Origin of the sequence: Streptomyces sp. ADI95-17, assembly GCF_003846175.1 — a bacterium.
In the GTDB taxonomy this organism is placed as follows: domain Bacteria; phylum Actinomycetota; class Actinomycetes; order Streptomycetales; family Streptomycetaceae; genus Streptomyces; species Streptomyces sanglieri.
Genome location: NZ_ML123047.1, coordinates 741362 through 756403, shown reverse-complemented (window position 1 = coordinate 756403; position 15042 = coordinate 741362). Strand labels below are relative to the sequence as shown.

The 15042-nt window shown below is 70.1% G+C and carries 13 protein-coding genes; 4 read left to right on the top strand and 9 right to left on the bottom strand.

Going from position 1 to position 15042, the window contains the following annotated elements; all coding sequences use genetic code 11:
* Window positions 1–373 precede the first annotated feature (373 nt).
* From EES42_RS22405 to EES42_RS22385, 4 genes are all read right to left on the bottom strand, one after another.
* Complete coding sequence (locus EES42_RS22405) at window positions 374–1708, bottom strand: hypothetical protein (protein ID WP_206433535.1); 1335 nt, start codon at window positions 1706–1708, stop codon at window positions 374–376.
* Window positions 1709–1733: 25 nt separating this feature from the next.
* Window positions 1734–2186 carry an LOG family protein gene (locus EES42_RS22400; protein WP_124720006.1) on the bottom strand — a complete coding sequence of 151 codons (453 nt, stop codon included), beginning with the start codon at window positions 2184–2186 and terminating at the stop codon, window positions 1734–1736.
* A gap of 684 nt (window positions 2187–2870) precedes the next feature.
* Entirely contained in the window at window positions 2871–4163 is a 1293-nt protein-coding gene (locus EES42_RS22390; protein ID WP_124720005.1) for a cytochrome P450, read from the bottom strand.
* Window positions 4160–4939, bottom strand: a complete 780-nt coding sequence (locus EES42_RS22385) for an alpha/beta fold hydrolase (protein ID WP_124720004.1) — start codon at window positions 4937–4939, stop codon at window positions 4160–4162. Before EES42_RS22385 ends, EES42_RS22390 begins: the two co-directional genes overlap by 4 nt.
* Window positions 4940–5089: 150 nt before the next feature.
* Here EES42_RS22385 and EES42_RS22380 point away from each other — a divergent pair, with 150 nt between their 5' ends.
* Window positions 5090–5368 carry a hypothetical protein gene (locus tag EES42_RS22380; RefSeq protein WP_124720003.1) on the top strand — a complete coding sequence of 93 codons (279 nt, stop codon included), beginning with the start codon at window positions 5090–5092 and terminating at the stop codon, window positions 5366–5368.
* Complete coding sequence (locus EES42_RS22375; protein WP_124720002.1) at window positions 5368–5766, top strand: PIN domain-containing protein; 399 nt, start codon at window positions 5368–5370, stop codon at window positions 5764–5766. The genes EES42_RS22380 and EES42_RS22375 overlap by 1 nt, the downstream gene beginning before the upstream one ends.
* A 27-nt stretch (window positions 5767–5793) precedes the next feature.
* Here the strand turns inward: EES42_RS22375 and EES42_RS22370 are convergent, their stop codons facing one another.
* The 4 genes from EES42_RS22370 to EES42_RS22355 form a co-directional block, all read right to left on the bottom strand.
* Window positions 5794–7851, bottom strand: a complete 2058-nt coding sequence (locus tag EES42_RS22370) for an ATP-binding protein (protein ID WP_124720001.1) — start codon at window positions 7849–7851, stop codon at window positions 5794–5796.
* Window positions 7848–8774, bottom strand: a complete 927-nt coding sequence (locus tag EES42_RS22365) for a Pvc16 family protein (protein ID WP_124720000.1) — start codon at window positions 8772–8774, stop codon at window positions 7848–7850. The genes EES42_RS22370 and EES42_RS22365 overlap by 4 nt, the downstream gene beginning before the upstream one ends.
* Before the next feature lie 85 nt (window positions 8775–8859).
* A complete protein-coding gene (locus EES42_RS22360; RefSeq protein WP_241196507.1) occupies window positions 8860–10944 on the bottom strand; it encodes a VWA domain-containing protein in 2085 nt (694 codons plus the stop codon).
* A 165-nt stretch (window positions 10945–11109) separates the two neighbouring features.
* Window positions 11110–11736 (bottom strand): helix-turn-helix transcriptional regulator, encoded by a 627-nt coding sequence (locus EES42_RS22355; protein ID WP_124719999.1) that lies wholly within the window; start codon window positions 11734–11736, stop codon window positions 11110–11112.
* Between the two features lie 210 nt (window positions 11737–11946).
* Here EES42_RS22355 and EES42_RS22350 point away from each other — a divergent pair, with 210 nt between their 5' ends.
* Window positions 11947–13266, top strand: a complete 1320-nt coding sequence (locus EES42_RS22350; protein WP_124719998.1) for a COG1470 family protein — start codon at window positions 11947–11949, stop codon at window positions 13264–13266.
* A 101-nt stretch (window positions 13267–13367) separates the two neighbouring features.
* On the opposite strand, the gene EES42_RS22345 is transcribed toward EES42_RS22350, so the two are convergent.
* Window positions 13368–14186: an eCIS core domain-containing protein gene (locus EES42_RS22345; RefSeq protein ID WP_124719997.1), complete on the bottom strand. Its 819-nt coding sequence runs from the start codon at window positions 14184–14186 to the stop codon at window positions 13368–13370.
* 225 nt (window positions 14187–14411) lie between these two features.
* Here EES42_RS22345 and EES42_RS22340 point away from each other — a divergent pair, with 225 nt between their 5' ends.
* Complete coding sequence (locus EES42_RS22340) at window positions 14412–15029, top strand: HhH-GPD-type base excision DNA repair protein (protein WP_124719996.1); 618 nt, start codon at window positions 14412–14414, stop codon at window positions 15027–15029.
* Window positions 15030–15042 lie beyond the last annotated feature (13 nt).

Genomic DNA, 15042 nt, shown 5'->3' with positions numbered 1-15042 from the left:
CCTACCCAACGACTTGATGAAGATCCAGGTAACCAGGTAGCGGTAAGGCATTTCTTTCCTGTTGGCGCACAGGTTTTTCGCCAAAATTGAGGGACCGCTGGAGGACTCCATGTGCGACAGCGGTACGCCACGCCCAATAAGGCGAACGGCCCCAACGGACCACCGTTTCCTGAGCCTCCGTGGCAGGGGCCAACAGCTCGTTTGTCACCCTCTCACGAAGCCGATAGCTAGCGTCTCTCGCCAATTCGAAGTTACCACGCGGTATTCGGCGAAGGCTCGCATCGGGGCCAGATAATTCTTACCATCAACAACACCCTCTCTCCACTGTGTGTACTCGGTTTCGCCGCTCAGAGTAGGGAGCTGCGGCCCGAATTTACCGACCGAGCACGTCCATCAAGTGGTCGTCCAAGTCCGCCACGAAGTCCTCGCGTCGCCACGGCCGAAGCTCCTGGCGGGCCCTCCGTAAGCGGATCATTGGGACCCTCCCGCCAGTTGAAGCTGCCGTTGTAATGCATTCGTGCAGCAGCTCGGCTCCCGCATACGGCTCGCCGAGCCGGACCCTCGCCAGGGCCTGATCCGTTGCGACGATGATGCGCTGCACCTCTTGCCGGGGAGATCCGAGAGAGCTGGCCGAGGCCGCGAACTGGTCGTGGGCGACGATCGGGTCACCCACGTACAGGTGGCACACCCCCTCGAAGCCACGCAAGTACTCCGCAGAGAACGCGCCGGGCAAGGGGTCGTCGGGAGACTGCCGCTCGATGTCGTACCAGGCCAGCCCAAGCGCCGCTTGAGATTGCCGGGCCTGACCCGATCGGGCCGCGACTTCCGCCCGCAGCGCATGCGCTCGCGCACGGATCAGTCGGCTTTCTCCACTGCTGGCTGCTCGGACTGCCGCCTCGGCGAGTGCAGCCGCGTTCGCGATGTCGGGCGACGAGTAGAGGACGGTGAGGGCGTGGCTCAGGTGCACCGGGGCTTGCCGCCATGGTTCCCTCAAACAGCCGGACTCCCTGGTCGCCTCCTCGTACAGAGACCGACTGGCGGCATCGTCTCGCGTCTCGAACGCAAGGCGGCCGGCCAAAACCGCTGCCTCCACCCACGTGCTCCGCAAGCGCTCGCGCACCGGCTCCGGCGGCCCACCAGCCATCAGCCGACGGCACGCTTCCAGCGCCGGAGCGAGCATCAGTTGCAGGCGTACGAAGGGGAGGCTCCCCACCTGCGCGTTGACGTCTGCAACAACAGAGGCGAGTCCTACGACAGTCTCCGCATCCAGGAGCGACGCATTCGCGAGGGCCTGGACCAATCCGACACCGGTCTTGGGTGCCAACAGCCCGAGCAGACCGCCGCCATCATCTGTCACCGCCCGGAGCAGAGTGCTCCGCAACTCCGCGATCCGGTGTTCGCTCTCCCCCAGTTGCCCCAACGCATCGAGGTACTGCGCGAAGTCCGACCCCGCTCCGAGCGAGCGACTCCCACCAGACGTGGCCACGTAGAGATGGGCAAGCAGCAGCTGGTAACGCTCGTCAGGCATCGTCGCCGACTTCGACTCCCAGCGCGCGATCGAGCGCTGGACACTCGAGATCTGCGGCAGCCTGGGCATGCCCAGGTCCTGAGCGATCTGCGTCAAGGCTCGTGCCGTGTCGGCCAGAGACAGACCGCGTCGAGTCCTCAGCCTCTTCAGCGCCGCCGCACCCGCGGTTGAGCTGTCCATCCCGTCATCGTGACGCAGACCAGCGCTACACGGGGACGATCAGCCGCGGTTTCCCCTGATCTGCTGCATAGCCGATGGTTTGCCACGTACCCGATGACGGGGCAGCGCTGTGCGGGAACCCGATCGTCAACGCGGAATGATCGACCATCCAACGGTTGCGTGCGTGGTACGCCTCGGCGGACAGATCAGGAGCTCCGAGTTCGACGATCTTCTTGATGCGCTTCAGGTTGCGGGCATGGGAGATGGACTGCCGAGCCTCTTCCGGTTGCTGGGCAACCGTGCCCGGAACAACGACAGTGACGTCCGCATGCGTACTCTCCGCCAACCAGAGCAGAGCCAATGTATCGATTCCTTTCGCACCGCCTACGTAGAAGGCGCTGCGCGCGAACGCTCCGAGGTACGTGGCGAAGAGCGCCACGTACTCGTCTCGCGGGCGATGGTCCGTGGATCGAGTGCCCGTGATCGCCACGGCGTGCATGATCAACTCCGTGTCATAGGTTGTCGCCTCCCATCAGGCTCCCACGCTTGGGACCGTCAGTGCGTGGACACCTACAAGGCGAGCTGCAACGCGCACGGCTCCAGAATGCTTCCGGATCCTGACTTCCTCTCGCAGGCCCAGCAACGCGGCGCACACTGCGTGTGGTGTGGCGTCCCCCTGACCCCGAGCACTGCGGTCGACCTCGGCCCGAGGGGTCGGCACAACCGCGATGGCACCGGTGTCTGGTTCCCCCGTTGCTGCAACACCTGCGGGAAGCGAGCGGCGTCATGAGGATCTGCTTCTACTGCCAGGAACTCATCGAAGGCGCGGCCGAGGTGGTCGGCGACGGCTTCTCGATGAGCGGGGCACGACCTGATGTCCATGCCCATCCCAAATGTGCGCCGTTCACCGCCCCCGGTGCAGATGCACCTCACCTTGGCGTGCGAGGGCGGATCTCAGGCACAGGTCGACCGTGAGCGGTTCCGCGCCCCGACTGGGGTCGCATGCCGCATACAGATCCCCCGAGTGCAGAACCTCAGGCACCGAATGGCTTGAGGGACACCGGCTGTGCCACGGCGAGCAGGTCATCCGTGTCAGGCCCGACGAGGTTCCTGTCGAACACCTGCATTGCGCCTGTAGTTGTCACCGTGCCAGGCGTCCGACATCTACCTGAGGGATCGATCGTCAGACATCGGCCACCCGCACCGGCAGCGACTTCACTCCGTTGATGAAGTTCGACACCAAGCGGCGAGGTGGAGCCGCGAGTTGGAGTCGCCCTGGCGGCAGAGCCCGGCACATCTCCTCGTACAGCGCCCGCAGCTGAAGCCGCGCGAAGTGCGCCCCCAGGCAGACATGCGGGCCATCGCCGAAGGAGACATGGGGGTTCGGGGACCGGGAGAGGTCCAGGGTGTACGGGGCCGGGAAGACGCGTTCGTCGTGGTTGGCGGAGGCGTGGAGGACGACCACCTTGTCGCCGGTGCGGATGCGGGTGCCCGCCAGCACCGTGTCCTCGCGCGCCGTTCGGCGGAAAGTGAGGACCGGGGGGTGGCGGCGGAGGAGTTCGTCCACGGCCGTCGTGAGCCCCACCTCGCCCTTGCACAGGCGGCGGTACGCATCGGGGTGCTCCGCCAGGAGGTGCAGACCGCCAGGAGCCGCGCTGCGTACGGTGTCGTTGCCGGCCACCACCAGGAGGAAGAAGAACATCTCCAGCTCGGGGGCGGTCAGTTCGGGGTCCGTGGCCAGGGACGTCATGACGTCGTCGGCGGGGTGGCGGCGCTTGTGGGCGGCCAGGGCGTGCGCGTAGTCGAACATGTCGCGCAGGGCGGACGGGGAACGGGGGTTGAGCGGTTTGCCGTCCGGGCCGAGTTCCGGGGTTCCGGCCTCGTCGGGGTCCTGGTAGCCGATGACGCGCTGGGTCCAGTGGAGGAGGAGCGCGCGGTCGGTGTCCGGTACGCCGAGCAGGTCGGTGAGGTTGAGCAGGGCGTAGTCGTCGGTGACCTGGGTGACGAGGTCGCAGGTGCCGTCGCCGGCCCGCGCCTCGGCGACCGCGCGGGTGAGCAGGGAGCGAGCGCGTTCGCGGACGACCTCGGCGAAATGGTCCACGCGCTTCGGGGTGAAGGCGCGGCTGACGAGTACGCGCAGGCGTCGGTGGTGCGGTGGGTCCTGGTTGAGCATCATGCGGCGGATGAACGGCAGGTCGTCCGGGTCCGGGTCGCGGATCTGGGTGGCGCCCAGGTACGAGGAGTACGTGGCGGAGTCCTTCAGGACCCAGACCACGTCCTCGTGCCGGGTGACCGCCCAGAAGCCGGGGCCCGCCGGCCAGCCGAGCACCTCCGGTTCCTCCTGCCATGCCACGGGGTGGTGGTCGCGCAGGAGGCGGTAGTGGTCGTGGGGGATGCCCCGCCCGTACTGCCTGGGGCCGAAGACGTCCGGTACGGGCGTCTCGGCGGGGGCGGGGGCGGGGGCGGGGTCACTCATGCGCCCGCGTCCGCCCGCAGGAAGTCCTCCACCACCCGGATCAGGTCGAGCGGGGCCTCGTCCATCGCGTAGTGGCCGCACGACGGCAGCTCCACCAGTTCGGCGCGCGGGAACCAGCGCATCCAGGTGGCGCGCTGCAACTCCGCGGACAGCGCCGGGTCGAGCGCGCCCACCACGGCCAGGGCCGGCACCGGCGAACCCTCGACCTGGTCGTGGAAGTCCTCGCCCGCCCAGGAGTCCAGCCAGGCCCGGAACGCCTTGGCGTCACTGCAGTCGACCGAGCGACGCACCATGCGGTCCAGCCAGCCCGCCGGGCGGCGGCCTCCGGTGGTGGTGTCGAGGATGATCCGCCGGTTCTGCGGGGTGTGCGCCGCCTCGGCGAAGAGTTCCCACTGCTCGGGCGGGAGCGGCAGGCCGGACGCGGGGACGGGCGAGACCCCGACGATCCGACGCACCCGCTCCGGCGCGGCGGCCAGCGTCCGCTGGATGACGGAGCCGCCCATCGAGTGACCGACCAGCGAGAACCGTTCCCAGCCGAGCCGGTCGGCCAGCGCGAGCACGTCCTCGGCCCCCTCCGCCGTGGTGTACGAGCCGGCCGCGTCCCGCGCCTCGCCGTACCCCCGCAGGTCCACCACCGCGTACTGGAACGAATCGCGATCGAGATCCGGCAGCACGGGGGCGTACGCGGAGCGGTCGGCGAGCCAGCCGTGCACCGCGATCACCTTGTGCGGGCCGTCGCCGTGCAGTTCGTGGGGCAGAACAGGCAATGCGGTCACGCTGACTCCCGTCGCCGTACGGAGAGGTCCGGTCGGTCGCGGACCACAGTCGCGCCAACCACGGGTCCGCGCAAGGGGGCGTGTCCGGTGCCCACCGCCGCGTCGCGGCAAGCCCAACCCTTCTACGAGTTCATGTATTAGATTGATGTCATGAGTGACGACACCACCTACGGCGTGGGCGAAGGCCCCACTGCCAACGTCTCCGTCAGCCTGCACTCGGGCAATATCGCTGCCGTCCGTGCACGCGTGGGGAAGCGGGGTTTCTCCGCCTACGTGGACGCTGCCGTGCAGCGCCAGATCGAGCGGGACAACCTCGCCGAGCTGACCAACGCGCACGAGGCGGAGCAGGGGGCGCTGAGTAGTACGGAGGTCGATGCCGCCCGAGCACTTCTGCGGGGCGACGCCGACGATGCACAGAACGCCGCCTGATGGCTCGGGCCGGGACGCTCGTGCTGGACAGCGAGGGTCTGTCCAAGGTCGTCGCCGATGACCGGCAGGTCATGGCACTGCTCCGTGGAGCGGAGCAGGAGGACATGAGGGTGATCGTCAGCGTTCTCACGCTCATCGAAGCTCACCACCGGAAGGTGAACGCCGCCCGGTTCAACTGGGTGGTGTCCAGGCTGACGGTCGAGCCCGTGAGCGAGGAGATCGGACGCTCGGCCATGAAGCTGCTGACCGACGCCGGCCTTCATGGGCACAAGTACGCCATCGACGCCGTCGTGGGGGCGACTGCGTTGCTGATGCCGAAGCCTGCGGTGATCCTCACTTCGGACCCTGAGGATCTGGGGCTGCTGTGCGGCGACCGGGTACGGATCATCAAGGTCTGAGCGCCTGGATCTGCGAGCTGCCGCATCTCACGCCAGCAGCTTCAGATACGGGCCGAACTCCGACGCCAGCGTCAGCCGGCCCAGCTTCTGGTACTCGCGCTGGATCGCGTGGATCAGCGTCGGCATCGTCACCGGTCCGTCCGTGTCCGCCGCCAGGTACGCGGACGTCACCGCGATCGAGCGGATGTTGCCGCCCGCCAGCTCGAAGTTCTCCGCGCAGAACGCGAGGTCCAGGTCTTTGCCCCGGGGGAGTACGGGGCCCAGGCAGCGCTCCCAGAGGACGAGGCGCTGTTCGGGGTCCGGGACCGGGAAGTCGATGACCAGGTCCAGGCGGCGGGTGAACGCGTCGTCCAGGTTGGCCCGGAGGTTGGTGGCGAGGATCGCCAGGCCGTCGAAGGACTCCATGCGCTGGAGGAGGTACGCGCTCTCGACGTTCGCGTAGCGGTCGTGGGCGTCCTTCACGTCCGAGCGCTTGCCGAAGATCGCGTCCGCCTCGTCGAAGAGAAGGACGCCGTTCACGCCTGCGGCCTCCGAGAAGATCCGCTCCAGGTTCTTCTCCGTCTCGCCCACGTATTTGTCGATCACTGTCGCCAGATCGACCGTGTAGAGGTCCAGGCCCAGGTCTGCGGCGATGACCTCCGCCGACATCGTCTTGCCGGTACCGGAGTCGCCGGCGAAGAGGGCGGACACGCCTCGGCCCCGGCCGCCGCCGGGGCGCATGCCCCACTCCCCCAGGACCCGGTCGCGGTGGCGTGCGCGGGCGGTCAGTTCGCGGAGCTGGGCGTGGGTGTCCGGTGGGAGGACCAGGTCGTTCCAGGTGACGGTGGGTTCGATGCGGCGGGCCAGGCGGTCCAGGCCGGCCGCGTTCTGGGCGCGGGCGCCCTGGCGGACGTGGTCGGGGGTGAGGGTGCCGCCGTCCAGATGGGTGGTCTGGGCGGCGCCCCGGGCCGCGCGGGTGATCTGCTCCGGGGTGAGGAGGAACGGCGAGAGCAGGCGGTCCACGTCGATGGTTTCGGGGACGGGGGCGTCGTACGCGTCGGTCCAGAGAGCGGCCCTGGTGGAGGGTTCGACGCGTGGGGCGTGCAGGAGGAGCGGCGGGGCGGTGGACCAGGCCGCGTCCCAGGGAGCCCGGCCCACCAGGATCGTGGGGACCGGGGTGCCGGTGAGCAGCCGGAGGAGCTCCGGGTGTTCGCGGCAGACCGCGTCGATCGGGGCGCAGACCACGCCCGCACCGGTCAGCCGGGCCTCGCGGACCAGCGAGCGGACCGCCTCGGCTGGTGACGGGTCCTCCGCGAGGCGGGCCAGGTCCAGGCCCAGGACCCGGTGGCCCGCACGGGTCAGCGCGGAGGCGGCGAGGGCGGTGCCCGCACCGCCCTGGTCCTCGCGGAGGTAGGTCAGCGAGGCGCCGTGGGCGAGGGCTCCGGCGAGCGGCGCCGGGTCTCCGACGCCCGGCACGGCGTGCCAGGGGGCGAGGAGGTCGGCCAGCCGGGGGTCGGGGGTGTCGTCACCCAGGAGGTGGGCGGTGACCCGGTCGGGGACGCGCAGCGCCCGGCTCAGGAACGGACGGTCCAGGTCCTCGACCAGGAGGAGGCGGCCCTCGCGGAGCGGGGCGCGGGCCGCGAGCCGGCCACGTGCCACCTGGTCGGCGGGGGAGAGCCCGCACAGGCCCAGCGCCAGTCCGATGGACGGGCGGCGGCGGGTGACGTCGTCGTTCAGGTAGCCGTAGAACGCCTCGAAGCGGTCGTCGAGATCCGGTACGAGCGCGATGAGGAGGATCTCGGTATCGAGGGCGGTGAGGTCGAATTCGGCTGCCAGGGAAGTGAGTCGGGAGTGCTCTGTCGTTGCCTCGTCGGATTCCGGCGCGGCGTCCGGTATGGGGTCCGGCACGGGATACGGGAAGGCGCGGGCCTCGTTCTCGTCCAGCAGGCGGGCGATGTTCTCGTCCGTGAGGTAGAGGCCGCGGAAGGCGTCGTCCGGGTCCGGATCGGTGAGCTGCCGGGCCTCGACCGCCCGTCGGATGCGCTGCTCCACCGCTACCGCGCGGGCGAGGAGGTGGCGCAGGTTCGGGTCGCCCGCGTCGGTCATTCGGCGCTGTCCTCCGTACGGGTCTCTGCGGTCTCTGCGGTCTCTGCGGTCTCTGCGGCCTGTGCGCTCTCCGCGCTCTCCGCGGTCACCGCACTCTCCGCGGTCACCGCGGTCACCGCGGTCACCGCACGCTCTGCCGTCTCCGCACTCTCCGCGGTCCTTGCGCGGGCTTCCCCGGCACCCGTACGGGCCTTCCGGGTCTCCACGATCCGGAGGGAAAGGCCGCGTCGTCGTTCCGTGTCGGGGACACGGGTGGTGGCGTTCCCGCCGGGCCGCCCCGGGCGGCCGCCGTACACCGGGAGGCCGCCGCGGCCCGGCATCGGCTCCGATACGGGCTCGGCCGGCTCGGGTACGTCCCCGAAGCGGGTCTGCAGTCCCTCGTCCCCCACCGGCGGGCCGACCACATAGCTCGGCGAGGCCGTCACCGGCACGCTGATCACCAGGTCGAGCGAGGGCTTCAACTCGCCGCCCAGCGCGCTCCACACATCGGCGAACGAGCGGTCCTCCGGTGGCGGCAGCGCGATCGACATCGGTACCGGCGCCCCGATCTCGGCCAGGGTGCCCGCCAGCCGTTCCGGGGGCAGCGCCTCGTAACGCAGCAGGCAGCCAAGCAGCGACGAGAGCAGCCGGTGCTCGTCCTCCGGGCGCTTCGTCCACGCCGTGATCAGGTACGACAGCTTGAAGAAGCGGGGCGGGCGTCGGCGCGCGATGATCGTGCCCCGCTCGTCGTAGTCGTTGTGCAGACCCCGCTCGCGCCTGCGCATGTCCTCGCGGATGTCGTAGAGATACAGGTTGACCATGGGCGCGTTGACCTTCGCCGCCCACTCCCGGGTCGGGGCGTCGAAGACCACCGCGATCTGGCCGCCTTCGAGTACCTCCGCCCTGATCAGTGCCCGCAGTACGTCGTCGACCTCGTGGATCACCCGATCACTCCCGTGCGGTCGTCAGCCGTGCGGTCGTCAGCCGTGCGGTCACCGGCCGTGTCACCGGCCCTGCGGCCACCGGTACTCATGCGCGGCCCGCGAAGTCCGGTGGCTGGAGATTCCGCTGCACCACCAGGACCGGTTTCTTCAGCCGGGCGAGGTCGCGCGAGTCCGCTCGCAGCTCGCGCGGACCGAGCTTGTCCTTGCGCAGGACCAGGACCTGGACCTCGAAGGTGCCGTCGCGCCCCACCGTGGCCGTCGCTCCGCCGGGGGTGATCCCGGTGTTCCACGTGAAACGTACGGTCGCGCCCGGCGGATAGTCCTTGCCGCGGGCCAGCACCGGCTGGCCGGGCTTGGCGACCTGCGGAGTGACGGTCAGCGAGGGCTTCAGGACGCGCAGCCGGTCGGTGTCCTGGTTGTTGGCCTTGCGGCGGTCCGGCAACGTGCCGCGCACGGTGGCCCGTACGTCCCCGGTGATCGCCGCACGGTACGTACCGGTCTGGGTCAGCTCGATGCGGCCGCCGGCCGGAATGGTGCACGGCTTCGCCGCCGTGCAACGGGTCAGGGCGGGCAGGCTGCGGTCCTTGCCCTTGGACGGCTTCGGCCAGCTGGAGCCGATGACGACGCCGGTCGCCGGGTCCGGACCGGCGTTGGTGACGGTGAACCGCGCACGGGCCGGGCGGCCGGTGTACGTACGGTCGGGGCTGACGTCGACCTTCATCGCCACGTCCGCCGAGGGCGGGACGGGAGCCTCCAGGACCTCGATCTCCGCCGTGTCCGTCCCCGTGTTGCCCGCCGAGTCGGTCGCCGAGCAGGTCACCGTGGTGCGGCCGACCGGGAAGGGCGAACCGGAAGCAGGGGTGCAGGTCACCGGGAGCGTGCCGTCGGTGGTGTCCTGGGCGGTGGCGGCGTACGTCACGCGCGCGCCCTTCTTGTCCTTGGCCCGGACGGTCAGATCGTCCACGGTGACGACGGGCGCGTCGATGTCGTTCACATCGATGCTGATCTGCTCCTGGAAGTCCGGGTCGGCGGCCGCGGCCGGCCCGATCGTTTCCGTGCCCGGGGCCTGGGTGCCCATCAGGAACTGGACGGTGCAGGTCAGCCGGGTGCCCTGGGGCGCGTCTGCGGAGACGTCGATGTTCTCCGCGAAGTGCGCCGTGTCCCCGCTGGTGAGCTGCTGGGTGGGCGGGTCGAGGCCGACGGACAGATGCGGATCGCAGTTGTCCAGGCGGTAACTGACGTTGGTGGGGAGGTTGCTGAATCCGTCGATGATGGCGTCCACGACGTCGCTGCCCTCGATGCCGTCGATCATCCGGCCGTTGGTGGCCGTCACCAGTCGCAGGGCCTGGTTCGGTTCGTGCTCCTTGTCATTGGGGTACTGGGGTGTGCGGCCGTTCCCGTTGAGGCCGTCGCCCCTGTCGCTGGTCAGTCCGACCGCGATCAGCCGCACCCCCGCGTCCTGAAGGGCGAACTCGGCTTCGCTGAACGACCGCTCGTTGCTGGGGTCATGACTGGACGCGTCACCGACCAGCACGATGACGGGGCTGGAGTCGGGGCGGAAAACGGTCTTCCCGTCACCACCGTTGGCCAGCTTCCACAGCGCGTAGATCCAGTCCTCCGGCGGGCCGATGCTGAAGGAACCCATGTCGGACTTGAGCTGGTTGACGCCCGTCTGCACATCGTCCAGGTTGTCGGTCAGCCCTTGCAGCACCTTGAAGCCCGCGTCGGGGTCCACCTGCTGGTCACCGAAGGTGGCCACGGCGAAGCGCGAATCCTCCTGCTCGTCGCGGATCGCCTTCGTGATCTCGGGGATCCGCGCCTTCACCCGCTCGATCGGGACGTCCATGCTGCCCGTGCCGTCCACCAGCAGGATCACATCCGGCCTCGGCGGGATCGCCGGCGTACGCACCTGCTTGGCCACGCCCGTGGAACCGCCCGGGTCGACCGCGTCGGTGAACTCGGCCGGGGTGACCCAGGGTTCGGGCACCGACACCGACGGCGCCCCGGACGTGACGGCTGAACCGGGGGCCACGCCACTGACCACGAGAAGCAGGGCGAGGGCCGGGATCCGGAGCGCGGTCAGGGTGCGGCGCGAGGCGGACGGCCGGGCCCGGACCGATCCGTCCCGCCGCGACCGCGGCACCCGCCGAAGCGGCTGGAACCAGCGCACGGAAGTCCTCCCCCACCCTAGGCCGAACGGCACACCGGACGTCAGGGTCCTGTACGGGCGGCGGACGCACAGCGGTGCGGGAGTCACATCCTCGGGAAGCCCCCGCTGCCCGAAAGTGCATCCGGGGGCCCTACCGAGGCGACGTACGCACCGGCGCGGGAAGGCTCAGATCAGCCCCTGCCGCATCGCGTACGCCACCGCATGCGACCGGTTCCGCAGTTGCAGCCTGGTCATCACCGAGTGCAGCACGTTCTTTATGGTGCGCTCGGAGTAGGCCAGCTTCGTCGCGATGTCCGCGGTGTCGTACCCCTCCGCGACCAGCCTCAGCACATCCACCTCGCGCGCCGCGAGACCGGTGAAGTGCAGACCGCGCGGGCCGAGCACCTGCCCCTGGAGGCGGCCCACCTCCTCAAGCAGCCGTCCCAGCAGGTCGGACGGGAGATGGCCCTCGCCCCGCGCCACCGTCCCGATGACCTGCACCAGATGCTCCGGAGTCGCCTCGGAGCGCCTGACCACACCGGCGACACCGCACTCCGCGGCACTCACCAGCTTCTGCTCGTCGATGTCCGTGGTGACCAGAACGGTGCGTGAGGTGCTGGTGCGCTGGATGTGGCGCAGCATCGTCAACACCGCCTCGTCGACCGCGTCCACGACGACGACCACGATCCGGGGAGAGGTGTCGCCCTCTCCCCACTCCGTCACGCTGACCTCGGGCCGGGTCCGTAACTGACTGGCCACGCCCGCTTGCGAGATCGGATCCTGAGCTCGTAATGCAACAGTGATGCGCTCCATGGCAATGCTCCCCCTGGGCAACAGCCGATGGCGTCGCAGCGAACACAACCAACACGGCTGTTTTCGTATGCCTCACTCGTCTGAGGCGGTCAAAAGATGCCCGCGTATCCCTACAGGGAAACAAAAAGGCCGATCCGGGCACAGAATCTGCCCGGAAGTGTTCCTCCACGGCCGATGTCGGTGTTCAACGGCGAACCTACGGTGCCGCCTATGAGTCTCACGGCAAGCCTCGACGATTCGTCCGTCACTGCCGCACCGGGCGAGGAGACGGCCCTCCCCCTGCGGATCCTCAACTCCGGCAGCACCGTCGAGGAGTACCGCTTCGAGGTGGTCGGTGCCTGTGCCGCCTGGTCGACGGTCGAACCGGCGACGCTCTCCCTGTATCCGGGCGACTCGCAGACGGTCTCCCTCGTACTGCGTCCGCCCCGGGACTCGACGGTGCTCGCGGGGGACACGCCCTTCGGGATACGCGTGGTGCCGACCAGTGAGCAGGGCGACACGGTGGTGCCCGAAGGGCGGGTGACCGTACTCCCCTTCACCGAGACGACCGCCGAACTGGTGCCGCGCAGCTCGCACGGAGCCTGGCGCGGCAAGCACCAGCTCGCCGTCGACAACCGGGGCAACGCCCCGGTCACCGTACGGCTGGGGGCCCAGTCGGGCACGGAGCGGGCACAGGTCTCGTTCGCCGAGGACACCCTGCTGATCGCGCCCGGACGGGCGGACTTCGGGAAGGTGCGCATCCGGCCTGCCAAGCGCGTGTGGCGCGGCATCCCGGTCACGCACCCTTTCCAGCTGGTCGCCACCCCGGACGTGGCCGAGGGTCAGGCCCCGGTCGCACCGGTGGTCGTGGACGGCACGTACCAGCAGGAGCCGATCCTGCCGCGCTGGCTCCCCCGCGCGCTGATCACCGCGGCCGTGCTGCTGATCGCGCTGGTGGGACTCTGGTACGCGCTGCTGCGCCCGGCCGTGAAGTCGGCGGCCCGCGAGGCGATCACCCCGGACGCGGTACGGTCCGCCGCCGCGGCCGACAAGAGCAAGGCGCCCGAGAAGGGGTCCTCGGCCGGCGCGTCGGGCGGCGGTGACTCCTCCGGGGCGAACGGGGGCTCGCCGAAGCCCAGCCCCTCACCGAGCGCCGACGCGGACTCCGGCGCCTCGGCCGCGGCCCCGACCAGTGCGCAGGTGCAGGTCAGGGACTCGGTGGGCGGCGGGTCGAACACCGAGACGGCCCTCCAGGTGCCCGGCGGCCACACATTCCAGCTGACCGACATCGTGGTCCAGAACCCGCAGGGCGACGCGGGGACGCTCGTGGTCTCCTCGGGGCGGGACGCGCCCGTGCTCCGGCTGGCGCTGGAGAACTTCCGCGACTCCGACTACCACTTCGTCACGCCGATCCTGGTGCTCGGCGGCGGCCGGGTCACGCTGACCGTGGACTGCCGGAAGGTCGGCAAGCCGGTGAACGCGCCGACGCCTTCGCGCTGCTCGGAGTCGCTGTTCCTGGGCGGCACGATGAAGACGGACTCGGCGGACTGACACGACGGGGCGGATACGCGGCGGGGCTTCCGGTGAAGCTCCCGCTCCCGCTCCATCGCCCCGCTCCCGCTCCACCGCCCCGCCGGAACCCCGCCCCTCCCTCACTCGGGCGGAGCCTCTTCCTCCTCCTCGGCCCCTTCCTCGGCGCGTTGCACGAAGGAGCCCTGCACATCGGCCGGTTGCTCGTCCTCGTCCTCCGTCGCGGCCCGCTGCACGGACGCCGCCGAAGCCGGGGCGGCGGCAGAGTCCGAAACGGGGGCCGACGCCGGAGCCGGGTCCGACAGCACCCGGTCGGCGTTCGCGACGGCCTCCCGCTCGAACCGGTCGGACGGGTCGCTCACCCGGATCCCGCCCGCCGCCTCCGTACCGTCCACCGGGCCGTTTCGCTGCTGGATCACATGGGTCAGCTCATGGGCCAGCGTGGTGCGGCCCTGCGACGAGGACGGGTCGTAGGCGTCCCGCTGGAAGACCACGTTGTTGCCCACGGTGTACGCGTGCGCGCCCACGCCCTTCGCGGACTCGTGGGCGGCGGAGTCCGTGTGGACGCGCACGTCGGAGAAGTCCGCCCCCATCCGCCCCTCCAGATCGGCGCGGGTGTCGGTGTCCAGCGGCTGCCCGCCGCCCGACGAGACCACGTCGTGCACGGGGGAGCGTTCTTCCTCCTCCTTGCGCTGGATCATCGACCCCACGGCGCTGTTGCCGACCGCCCGTTGGAGCACGCTCATGCCCCCGGCCCCGACCACATCGGGCCGCCCGGCGGCCGCCGCACGGTAGAGGTGCGAGGTGTCCGCCGGCTCCCGTCCCTCGGACGCCCGCGACGCGTGCACCGGCTCGTCGTGCTCATGCCCGTGCCCGTGACCGTGGTCCCGCTCGTGGTCGTGGTCGTGTTCCCGGTCCCATTCCGGTGCGTGCATCGTCATCTCCCCTGACCGCATCTCCCCTGCCCGCGCCCCGGTCGAAGGCGCGTCGTGATGGCCTCACCACTCCACCTTCACGACGCCTCACTGCCCCGTCCAGCCCGGACCCCGCCGGCCGGGGGCAGCCGCCGCTGCCCCTTCGGGCACCCGCCCCGTCCGTACGGCAAACGGCTGCACCGGCGGGCAGTGGAGTGGCCGGGCCACACCGCCGTCGGGATGATCGATGGCATGACCAAGAGCGACAAGGACCAGCACATCACCCTGCGGATCGCCCAGGAGCCGAAGGCGGACGAGCTCCTCGCGCGCAGCCCGCTCGCCGCATTGGTGGGCATGCTGCTGGACCAGCAGGTGCCGATGGAATGGGCCTTCTCCGGCCCGTACTCGCTGGCGCAGCGGATGGGCGGGGACGATCTGGACGCCCATGAGATCGCCGCCTACGACCCGGAGGCGTTCGCCGAGCTCTTCACCACGAAGCCCGCCCTGCACCGCTATCCCGGCTCCATGGCCAAGAGGGTCCAGCAGCTGTGCCAGTACCTGGTCGCGGAGTACGACGGCGACGCGAGCGCGGTATGGGCCGACGTACCCGACGGGGCCGAACTGCGTAAACGGCTGAACGCGCTGCCCGGGTTCGGCACCCAGAAGGCCCAGATCTTCCTGGCGCTGCTGGGCAAGCAGTTCGGAGTCCGGCCGAAGGGCTGGCGAGAGGCCGCGGGTCCGTACGGGGAGGCCGGCTCGCACCGGTCGGTCGCCGACATCACGGGCCCGGAATCACTCGCCGAGGTCCGCGCGTTCAAGCAGCACGCGAAGCAGGCGGCCAAGGCGGCCAAACGCGCCGCGGAACAGTAGCCCCCGGCCCCGC

What these genes read in the sequence shown, in the direction of transcription:
- EES42_RS22405 (WP_206433535.1), bottom strand. Translation starts at nt 1,708, where the DNA reads ATGGACAGCTCAACCGCGGGTGCGGCGGCGCTGAAGAGGCTGAGGACT.
- EES42_RS22375 (WP_124720002.1), top strand. Translation starts at nt 5,368, where the DNA reads ATGGCTCGGGCCGGGACGCTCGTGCTGGACAGCGAGGGTCTGTCCAAG.
- EES42_RS22345 (WP_124719997.1), bottom strand. Translation starts at nt 14,186, where the DNA reads ATGACGATGCACGCACCGGAATGGGACCGGGAACACGACCACGACCAC.
- EES42_RS22355 (WP_124719999.1), bottom strand. Translation starts at nt 11,736, where the DNA reads ATGGAGCGCATCACTGTTGCATTACGAGCTCAGGATCCGATCTCGCAA.
- EES42_RS22350 (WP_124719998.1), top strand. Translation starts at nt 11,947, where the DNA reads ATGAGTCTCACGGCAAGCCTCGACGATTCGTCCGTCACTGCCGCACCG.
- EES42_RS22400 (WP_124720006.1), bottom strand. Translation starts at nt 2,186, where the DNA reads ATGCACGCCGTGGCGATCACGGGCACTCGATCCACGGACCATCGCCCG.
- EES42_RS22390 (WP_124720005.1), bottom strand. Translation starts at nt 4,163, where the DNA reads ATGAGTGACCCCGCCCCCGCCCCCGCCCCCGCCGAGACGCCCGTACCG.
- EES42_RS22380 (WP_124720003.1), top strand. Translation starts at nt 5,090, where the DNA reads ATGAGTGACGACACCACCTACGGCGTGGGCGAAGGCCCCACTGCCAAC.
- EES42_RS22340 (WP_124719996.1), top strand. Translation starts at nt 14,412, where the DNA reads ATGACCAAGAGCGACAAGGACCAGCACATCACCCTGCGGATCGCCCAG.
- EES42_RS22370 (WP_124720001.1), bottom strand. Translation starts at nt 7,851, where the DNA reads ATGACCGACGCGGGCGACCCGAACCTGCGCCACCTCCTCGCCCGCGCG.